Consider the following 9711-nt stretch of genomic DNA (forward strand, 5'->3'; position numbering starts at 1 on the left):
ACTTTGCTTTGCTCATTGCAGTGTCCAGTATCAGCGTGGGTTCGGTGATCTGATCAACGCTAACCGGGAAAGTTCCCTATTTATTCAACAAGGCCTATTCGGGTTATCGTCGCCTCGTGATGCTATTGGATTTTCTTTAGCGTCCTCTTGCAACCGAACCCACGGTTTAAGCGAAAATACCCAGCTCCCTTTTTCAACCACGAACTGTGTATACAGGCGATTCCAGCTACGAGACAGTAACTGGCTCCGACCGTTTGACAAATGCTCTGCGCCAAAAATAACACCGGTATTAGCGTTAAAAGGCTCCCAGTCGGTCTTAATGGCATACACTATTTCCGGCATATAGTTCGTTTCCCGAAACGGCTTGGATATGCCGTCAGAGTAGATCTGCCACCATGACTGAATGGTAAAACCAAAATATAGTTTGTCCTCTTCAAATAGCAGACTAGATTTGCTTAAGGGAACTTTTAAACTCAGTTGAAACTTAGCTTCATAATCTTCCAGATTCCTCTCATAACCTTCAATTTGAGCGTATTGCTCGTGGTTGATGTCATTTGTAGTAAGCATGGGTTGAATATAATTTCTGCGATGGGGAGTAATAACATAAGGCTCAAACTCCGTCTGCTGTTCTTTTCTTAAACGCTGAGTTAATACGCCACTTTCTTTTATTGGAATATCGACACTTGATAACTTCTGTTTTTTTTCATTTTCAGCATGTTTACGACACTCCTTTTTTATAGTTTCAGCAGTATCAATAGAACCCGAGCCCTTTACTCGCTCTAGAATACAGAGTTCATATGCATTAAGTTGCTCACCATGACAAATAGGTATCACGAACAACGTTAGGTTAAGAATTGAAAATACTAAAAACCGGTTAATCATCACTCTCATATCTCTTGAAAAAGTTTGTTTAGCCTGTTCAGTCTTGACTGAACAGGCTAAACAGCTTAGCCTTAAATTATCCAAATTAACAAGTTTTTACTATGAATAAGCTTACCGAAGCAGAATTACAGTTTATTACCGATATGGGCATGCACACTCAGGGCTATGGTCTTTCTCGCATTGCCGGGCAAATAATTGCGGCTCTTATCATATCTGATGCCCCACTAAATACAGCCGATCTCATGAGCTTACTTGAAATAAGTAAAGGAAGTGTCAGCACCAATATTCGCTTTTTGGAAATGCTCCAGCTGGTCGAACGCAGAGCGCTGCCTGGTAAGCGCCAAAACTATTTTGTAATGCGTACCAACCCTTATGATTCGCTGCTGGAATTAAAGATAAAACAGCATGAAGAAGCGAAAAAGATAATAACGGAAGCCAAAGCAAGTATTAAGAATTCTAAAGCTCAGGAGAAAATTACTGAGCTTGAAAGGTTTAATACACTCTACGATGAAAGCGTGAAAAAGTTGCTGTTGGAGTTGAAATCCGAACGCTAAGCCATGCTCAATAGTCAGAAAAATTGACGTTTGACGAAAACATTTAAATAATTTAGGTGCAACATCAATGACCTCATCATCATGTGGCTCACTGCACAAGCAGCAAGGCCGAATCAGTAGCTCTAGAGCCGTATTTATTGCCATCGTAACCTTGGTTTTCTTGTGGATAGCCAGTGGTTTCATCTTCAGAGGCGATACCGAAAAGACAAACGCAACTAAGAGCAATTTACCGTCAGTTGCAGTAAGAAATAGTCAAGCCCAGCTTGTGGCTCGCGAGTTGACACTAAACGGCGAAATTAGACCAAATCAGCAACTTAATATTCGAGCACGTACTGACGGCATGCTCGAAATGATTGCCGACAGCGGTGCTGAGGTTAGCCAAGGTGATGTCATTGCAAAACTTTCTATTGATGATCGCGAAGTTCAACGCACTCAGGCAGAAGCTCAAGTAAAAAAAGCACAAAGCGACTTCAATGCGACGAAAAAGCTCATCGAACAAAATTTGTCGTCCCAGTCTCAACTCCAGGCGTTGGAAGCACAACTAGAAGCAGCACGAGCACAGCTTCGCCGTATTACCTTCGATATTGAAAATACTGAATTGACAGCACCGGTCAGCGGCGTTATCAATCAACGCTTTATTGAGCAAGGTGCTTATGTGTCAGCCGGCAACCAAGTACTAGAGCTTATCGATAACGATCCGTTAATCGCCATTATTAACGTACAACAAAGTCAAATTCACAGGCTCAAACTCAACATGCCCGCGACGGTCAAACTTATCGGTGGTACTGATCGTCAGGGACAGGTCAGCTTTATCGCTCCTATTGCCGATCCGCAGACCCGGACATTTCGCGTTGAAATAACCATCCCAAACCAGAACGACCCTATCCCTTCCGGTATGAGTGCCGAAGTCACTATTGAAACCAACAACGTTAAAGCACACAAAATTTCTGCGGCCCAAATCAAAATAGATGCGGCTGGCCGCATGGGTGTTTTAACCATTAATGACAATAACGAAACACGTTTTTCTCCAGTTACTGTGGAGCGGGCAGACGTTAATGCCTTATGGGTCAGCGGGCTGGATGACGAAACGCGTTTAGTCATCATTAGCCATAGTTCGTTGACTGCCGGTCAAAAAGTTACCCCCAAACCCGTACCTGCTGATTATGACAAAGGCGAGGAATTATAATGAAAGCCTTTATTGCCGCCGCTTTCTCACGCAATCGCGCAGCGATACTGTTACTCGCTGTATTGTTGATAATGGGCAGCATTGCCTACGCCACAATTCCTAAAGAAGCTGCACCCGAAATTGACATTCCGGTATTCACCGTCACCGTAAGCTACCCCGGCATTTCAACGGAAGACAGCGCACGTTTATTAGTCGAGCCGCTTGAGCGAAAATTACAAAGCATCGACGGTTTAGATACTTTAACCGCTCAAGCCGGTGAAGGCTTTGCCATGTTACAACTGGAGTTTGCCGCAGGCTTCGACAATGAAAAAGCACTACGTGATGTAAAGGACGAAACTGAAAAAGCAGAACAAGATTTACCGTCCGATGCTGAGAAGCCCACGGTGCAAGAGGTTGATCTGTCTTTATTCCCCATTTTAACGGTTGCGCTCTCAGGCAATATTCCCGAACGGGACTTAATCCAACTGGCACGTAATTTAGAAGATAAACTTGAAACACTTAATGGCGTACTCGAAATCGATATGTCAGGTGATCGTGAAGATCTGTTAGAGATCATCATTGAACCATTAGCTATGCAGTCTTACAACATTTCATTAGCGGAGGTGTCGCAGGCTATTAGTAATAACAACCTTCTGGTTACCGCGGGTGCAATGGATACCGGGGCAGGACGCATTAGCGTCGCCATCCCTGGCACCATTGAGAACATTGTCGATGTACTCGAGATGCCGATAAAAACTACGCCCAATAATGTCGTACGGGTAAGCGATGTCGCCGAAGTCAGGCGAACTTTTAAAGACCCCGTCAGTTACGCCCGCATTGATGGTCAACCGTCGATAGCACTCGATATTAAAAAACTGAGTAGCGCTAATGTCATTGACGTTGTCGATCGTGTAACCCAAATGGTCGAGCAGCAGCGCACTGAATGGCCGACAACCGTTAATGTCGCTTATATGCAAAACCAGGCAGACGATGTTAAGCAATTTCTGGGCGACCTTGAAAACAATGTCATACTCGCCATTATTCTGGTCATACTAACGGTCGTGGTGGCTTTGGGTGTAAAAGCTTCCCTGCTCGTTGCTCTTGCTATTCCAGGCTCATTTCTTGGTGGCATTTTAACGCTGCAATTGCTGGGTATTACACTGAACATCGTGGTCCTGTTCGCACTCATTTTAGTTATTGGTATGTTAGTGGATGGTGCCATTGTCGTGGTCGACCTTGCAGAGCGCTATCGTCGACAAGGACAAGACCGATTACAAGCTTATCTGGCAGCTTCCCAACGCATGGCGTGGCCTATTATTGCGTCGACAATGACCACCCTCGCCGTATTTATACCACTGCTCTTTTGGCCAGGTATGGCCGGGCAATTTATGTTTTATCTGCCCGCCACTGTTATCATAACACTGCTCATGTCTTTGCTCATGGCACTGGTTTTCGTTCCGATAATTGGCTCCTCAGTAAAAAGCAAAGTATCAGTGACCTCACAATCAGCAAATGCAGCAGACAACGGTTCAAAACTCCAGTCTTTGGTTAGCTATATGGTGGATAAGCCGTTACTTGCTTTGCTGGTCAGCCTGTTTGTCTTATTACTTTCATTTTTCCTCTACAGCAAGCTCGGGCAAGGCATAAACTTTTTCCCTGACATCGAGGCCGATCGTATACAAATACAAGTTCAAGCCGATGGTAATTTATCAGTAAGTGAAGCTGATAATCTGGTTAAGCTCGTCGATAAGGCCGTTGAGCCGGTCGCGGGCATTGAACGCATTTATTCTCGTACCATCGGGTCAGTTGAGGAAAGGCTGAAAGCCAACCTGGACTCAGAAATTATTGGTACACTACAAATTGATTTGCTGGATTGGCAGGAGCGTGATTCTGCCACAAAAATTATACAAAACATCCGTACTAAAACAGACAACTTACCCGGGATAGCGCTAAAGATTGAAAAACAACAAAGCGGTCCGTCCTCTTCTCGTCCGGTCTCTGTAGAAGTATCAGCGAAAGATCGGAGCTTATTGCCTGAAGCCGTAGACAACTTGCTCAAAATGATGAAAGAATCAGATGAATTTATCGATACATCCAGTGACATGGCGACCCCTAAGCCACAGATAAAAATTGATGTGGACCGCGAAAAAGCTGCCGAGTATGGCGTCGATGTCGCGACCTTAGGTACCTTAGCGCGTCTATTGACCGACGGTGTCTTAGTTGGTACTTACCTTCCTGAATCGGCGCCAGAGCAGGTTGATATTCGTATACGCTATCCCTGGGAAGAGCGCTCAATGGCCGACCTAGCCAATTTGCGCATCCCCGCGAGCCGGGGTCTGATGCCGATAGAGAACTTTGTCCAGTTATCGCCGAGTTTAAGTCCAACAATTATAACTCGTGTCAATTCGCGCAATGTACAAACTGTAGAATCAGGCCTTGTTCCCGGGGTTACCGTCGTCGAAGCAACGGAAACGTTGCGACAAAAAATCAAGCAGAGTGATTTTGCCAAAGGTGTGGAATTTGATTTTACCGGAGAGCTTGACGACCAAAATGAAGCCATGAGCTTTTTACTATTGGCATTTGCCTTAGCCATTTTCTTAATGCTCTTCGTTTTACTATTACAGTTGAATAGCTTTTTTCAGGGGGCTTTAGTGCTATCCGCCATTGTCTTTTCTCTAGCTGGCGTACTGCTTGCGCTGCTGGTTCGACAAGAGCCTTTTTCCGTGGTCATGAGTGGTATTGGCATTATGGCACTCGCGGGTATTGTGGTGAATAATAACATCGTTCTAATCGACGCATATAACGAGTACCGCTCAGATGGATTATCACCGATGGACGCAGCAGTGAAAGCAGCAATGCAACGTTTAAACCCTGTGCTTCTCACCGCAACGACAACGATAGTTGGATTGTTACCCATGGTCTTGGGTTTAACTGTCGACTTTTTTGAGCGTGATATTTTTATGGGAGCACCTTCGGGACAATACTGGATCCAGTTATCTACCGCACTGGTTGGCGGACTGCTAGTTGCGACGTTTATTACGCTTCTATTAACTCCGGCAATGCTTGCCTGGGACGGCCAAAGAAGGGAGAAAGCCAATTAAACTTGGCTTTATTATGCGCTTACACCATATCGTTTTAATGGTCATTATTTGTTCTAGCTGTATCGCCTGCAGCAGTCTGCCCGACTTAGAACAGCGAACGCCAAGCTACTCTGTGCCAGTTTCAAAAACTCAAAGCACTCGGCTTGGTCAGTTCTTATCTCCGATACTTCGAAACTCCCCCGAAAGTACCGGTATAATGCCTTTAGCCGAAGCAGAGCCGTCCTTAGATGCCAGGCTGATATTAATTAACAATGCACAAGTTGTACTGGACATTCAATATTATATCTGGCGTGACGATAAGTCTGGGCAACGTTTAACTAAAGCCATTTTCCAAGCTGCTAATCGTGGTGTAAAGGTTAGGTTGTTATTGGACGATCTTCACTCCCGGGATATTGACGAGTCCTTACAAAGGCTAAACGGTCATCCTAGTATAGAAGTGCGATTATTTAACCCATTTCTCCCCAGAAGCTCTCGAGTACTAGGGTTTATAACCGACTTCCCACGAGCAAACAGACGCATGCACAACAAGTCTCTTACTGTGGACAATCAAGCTACGATAGTCGGGGGAAGAAACATCGGTGATGACTATTTTTACCGCTCTGATGGTATTCTTTTTGCTGATCTGGATGTTCTTGCGATAGGAGATGTAGTTGCGAAAGTATCCAGCGATTTTGACGCTTTTTGGAACAGTAACTCAGCTTACCCCTATGAACTTATTTCTCAATCAACGACGCCATCAGACTCCACTTTATTTATTCATCAAACTAATATTGATCAACCCTCCGATCTCAGTGAGTTATTGGATAGCGATTCAATTATTTGGGCTGAAACTCAAATAGTGAGTGATAGCCCGCTTAAAGCCTTAGGTAAAGCGGAGCCGGATCAACTCATTGTTCACGCACTCCGAAAGATAATTGGTCAACCTAAAAAGCAATTATTACTGGTTTCTCCCTATTTCGTACCAACCCTGTCGGGAGTAAAAGCGCTAGAGAGCATTGCGGAAAACGGGGTGAGTATTAGTGTGTTAACAAATTCCTTTGCCGCTACCGATGTTGCCGTTGTGCACTCGGGATACGCAAAGTGGAGGAAACGCCTCTTAGAAGCTGATATACGCTTATTTGAGATGCGCCCAGGTACTGTTGGCACCGATACCACTATCTATGAATCTGTCGAAACAAGTTTCTCCAGTTCAGCAAGCAGCCTTCATGCAAAAACGTTTGCCGTTGACGGACAACGTGTTTTTGTTGGCTCATTTAACTTTGACCCTCGCTCAGCAAGGCTCAATACTGAGCTTGGCTTTGTTATTGAGAGCCCCGAAATAGCATCAACGATGGCAGATGTCTTTATCGAAGAAGTCCCTTACAGCGCCTATGAAGTGCGCTTAGCTCCATCCGGTTCGCTATACTGGCTTGAGCAAAACGGTAGCCATCATCGCCGATACGATACAGAGCCAGGAACAACCTGGTTTCAAAGGTTTTCGGCCGGATTTTTTTCATTGTTACCCATTGATTGGTTGCTTTGAAAAGTGAGTTGGCTTACTCGGTAAAGCGCCATTTTTTCTTAATCACTTTATGTACGAACCATGGTCATATTAGTCGGTTTTTTTGTTGGAATGCTATAGGTCATAAAAATGCTAAATAGAATACTAAAGTATCTAGGTATAGCGTGGATGGTTATTATTTTTGTTTTTGTTCCCATTGCTTATACCGCATTACTATTCGCCTCTGATGCAGAAATAAATATGTCGGTCACTATTTTTTTTATCTCTACAGTATTCATCACTTCACTTTGGAATATCTTCAAAAAGTATCGCGAGTACAAGGTTGGGCTCCAACTTAGCAAGATGTTTTTAGCCATCTATGTAACTATTTTTGCGTTTGCCACTCTTTATCAAAGAGCTGGGATTTTATACGGTCAGGAAATCTCTTTTAGTCCTGTTGACGCCCTGTACTTTTCAGTAGTGACATGGACCACTTTAGGTTATGGAGACTTTCAACCCACTGAAAGCTTGCGCTTATTGGCCGCTTTCCAGGCGTTATTAGGAACTTTCTTTATACCAATGCTTATAGCGGCAGTGCTATTCTCATTACAACTAAAGTCTCAAAAGCACAGTTTGCAAAAAAACACTAACGGTTCAAAACCATAGAGCGAATAGTTTAAATGAAGCTTCTTTTTTATAAAATTAGACTTCTCGTAATCCTATCAGCTTCTGTTACCAGCTTAGGCTGCAGCACAATAGGGCAAATTAAAAATGAGCCTATTTCTGGAAAAAATGATACTGAATTAACTTCTGGTACATTATTCTCAGCGGCTCGAGCTGGAAACCCCAAGGGAATAACTCTTATTTTGGCTTTTTCCGGAGGTGGAACACGGGCTTCTGCTCTGTCTTATGGCGTATTAGAAGAACTAAGAGATACTAATGTCACTATAGGTGGCAAATCGACAAGACTTTTAGATGAAGTTGATTTTATTTCATCTGTTTCGGGCGGCAGCATAACGGCGGCTTACTATGGTTTGTTTCGAGACAAAATTTTTTATGATTTCAAAGATAAGCTTCTAACACGGGATTTAAAGGAGCAAATAATCTCAACAGTTTTAAATCCTCTTCGTTGGTTTTCAAATTTAGGAATAACTGATCATACTGTCGGAATATATGCTGATGCAGGATTTGGAGAATATACATTTGGCGACATGCTCGAAAAAGGTCCGCCCTATATAGCCATCAATGCCACAGACTTATCTCAAGGTGCTAGATTTTCCTTTCTACAGGACTACTTCAATTTAATATGCTCAGATCTATCTACCTTCCCCGTAGCCAGAGCAGTAGCAGCTTCAGCAGCTATGCCTTTACTATTCGACCCCATCGTACTGAAGAATTACGATACATGTGACATTAAGGATTCCATCAACTTTTTATCCAGTAAAACTTCCATTGGGAAACACAGTATTCGGAATACTGCCTCTGCAGCACTTTCTTATTCCAATAAAAAAGAACGTCCTTTTGTTCACCTCGTAGACGGAGGTGTATCGGACAATTTGGGTCTCAGGATTATAACTGACCCTGTTGAGCTAACAGGAGGTATAGTAAATTACTTTAGCATGATCCATGGAGAGGATAGTTATTCAATCCCACGACATTTTGCCATCATAGCCGTAAACGCATCAGTAAAAGTCGACTCAAGCATGGATAAGAGTTCGACCCCTCCATCAATGCGTCAAACGTTAAACGCGGTTACTGATGCGCAACTTCAATTGTACAATAATGAAACAACCGATTTAATAAAGCTTAAATTAGAGCAGTGGGTCGATGAAACAAAAACACAAGGAATACCTGTCGAAGCGCACCTAATATCTATCGAATTGAAATCGGTATCATCAGACCGTCTAAGAAATCGCCTCAATTTAGTCCCGACAACTCTCGGCTTACCAGAAGAGGAAGTTGAGTTGCTTATTGGTACAGGCCGAAAGCTACTAAGGGAAAACCCTCAATTTCAAAAATTACTAAAAAGTATCAGCTCTCATAAGACACAATAAAAACAACTAAATATCGAGACAAAAAATAAGCCCAGGGGTTGGTATTCCCTGGACTTACCCATTACAAGCCAATATCAAACATTAGCTGGCGCTTGTAGTGGCCGCCCAAGGGGAGAACCGTCTCGTCAGCTAATTCTACTTCCTGGTATCGGCCTAGCTCCGACAGAAGCTTCCTCAATTGGTCGCGCTTTACGATATGACTGCGATGGATGCGAATGAATCTATCTTCCAGTAATTCTTCCATATCAGATAGCGTTGCTCGATGCAGCACCCCGGTGATTAAGTTCTTAATGACAGCGTAATTCATTATCTCGTTTAACCGTTGGATTACACGTTTAACAGTTTCCAACGTAAGCGTAACTCGAACCACACCTATTCAATCATAGTTTAAAGCCATAGGCTACCATCAAGTTTAACCAATAAGGTGGTAGCATCATGAGCCGAGCATACCGAACTCGCGAGCAATGGCGTGAGC

General features: G+C 43.6%; 8 protein-coding genes. 6 read left to right on the forward strand and 2 right to left on the reverse strand.

Annotation, left to right across the window (positions count from 1 at the left end; translation table 11 throughout):
- Window positions 1–84 precede the first annotated feature (84 nt).
- Window positions 85–882: a phospholipase A gene (locus tag DEU29_RS13570; RefSeq protein WP_133540902.1), complete on the reverse strand. Its 798-nt coding sequence runs from the start codon at window positions 880–882 to the stop codon at window positions 85–87.
- Between the two features lie 101 nt (window positions 883–983).
- On the opposite strand from DEU29_RS13570, the gene DEU29_RS13575 reads away from it, so the two are divergent.
- From DEU29_RS13575 to DEU29_RS13600, 6 genes are all read left to right on the forward strand, one after another.
- Window positions 984–1436, forward strand: a complete 453-nt coding sequence (locus tag DEU29_RS13575; RefSeq protein ID WP_092841701.1) for a GbsR/MarR family transcriptional regulator — start codon at window positions 984–986, stop codon at window positions 1434–1436.
- Between the two features lie 67 nt (window positions 1437–1503).
- Window positions 1504–2622, forward strand: coding sequence for an efflux RND transporter periplasmic adaptor subunit (locus DEU29_RS13580; protein WP_092841699.1), 1119 nt, complete (start codon window positions 1504–1506; stop codon window positions 2620–2622).
- The gene (locus DEU29_RS13585) at window positions 2622–5702 is read left to right on the forward strand and encodes an efflux RND transporter permease subunit (RefSeq protein WP_133540904.1); all 3081 of its coding nucleotides are present in this window, start codon (window positions 2622–2624) and stop codon (window positions 5700–5702) included. The genes DEU29_RS13580 and DEU29_RS13585 overlap by 1 nt, the downstream gene beginning before the upstream one ends.
- Before the next feature lie 196 nt (window positions 5703–5898).
- Window positions 5899–7224, forward strand: coding sequence for a phospholipase D family protein (locus DEU29_RS13590; RefSeq protein ID WP_243734620.1), 1326 nt, complete (start codon window positions 5899–5901; stop codon window positions 7222–7224).
- Window positions 7225–7371: 147 nt separating this feature from the next.
- A complete protein-coding gene (locus DEU29_RS13595; protein WP_235598939.1) occupies window positions 7372–7848 on the forward strand; it encodes a potassium channel family protein in 477 nt (158 codons plus the stop codon).
- 14 nt (window positions 7849–7862) lie between these two features.
- On the forward strand, window positions 7863–9236 hold the full coding sequence (locus tag DEU29_RS13600) for a patatin-like phospholipase family protein (RefSeq protein ID WP_051018756.1): 1374 nt from the start codon (window positions 7863–7865) through the stop codon (window positions 9234–9236).
- Window positions 9237–9297: 61 nt separating this feature from the next.
- Here DEU29_RS13600 and DEU29_RS13605 read toward each other — a convergent pair whose 3' ends face one another.
- A complete protein-coding gene (locus DEU29_RS13605; RefSeq protein ID WP_208107652.1) occupies window positions 9298–9543 on the reverse strand; it encodes a LytTR family DNA-binding domain-containing protein in 246 nt (81 codons plus the stop codon).
- Window positions 9544–9711: the final 168 nt, after the last annotated feature.

Source organism: Idiomarina aquatica, from assembly GCF_004362895.1.
In the GTDB taxonomy this organism is placed as follows: Bacteria; Pseudomonadota; Gammaproteobacteria; order Enterobacterales; family Alteromonadaceae; genus Idiomarina.

Bases quoted from the DNA above. Each gene is read 5' to 3' on its own strand.
- DEU29_RS13585 (WP_133540904.1), top strand. From the start codon at position 2,622: ATGAAAGCCTTTATTGCCGCCGCTTTCTCACGCAATCGCGCAGCGATA.
- DEU29_RS13575 (WP_092841701.1), top strand. From the start codon at position 984: ATGAATAAGCTTACCGAAGCAGAATTACAGTTTATTACCGATATGGGC.
- DEU29_RS13600 (WP_051018756.1), top strand. From the start codon at position 7,863: ATGAAGCTTCTTTTTTATAAAATTAGACTTCTCGTAATCCTATCAGCT.
- DEU29_RS13595 (WP_235598939.1), top strand. From the start codon at position 7,372: ATGGTTATTATTTTTGTTTTTGTTCCCATTGCTTATACCGCATTACTA.
- DEU29_RS13590 (WP_243734620.1), top strand. From the start codon at position 5,899: ATGCCTTTAGCCGAAGCAGAGCCGTCCTTAGATGCCAGGCTGATATTA.
- DEU29_RS13605 (WP_208107652.1), bottom strand. From the start codon at position 9,543: ATGAATTACGCTGTCATTAAGAACTTAATCACCGGGGTGCTGCATCGA.
- DEU29_RS13570 (WP_133540902.1), bottom strand. From the start codon at position 882: ATGATTAACCGGTTTTTAGTATTTTCAATTCTTAACCTAACGTTGTTC.
- DEU29_RS13580 (WP_092841699.1), top strand. From the start codon at position 1,504: ATGACCTCATCATCATGTGGCTCACTGCACAAGCAGCAAGGCCGAATC.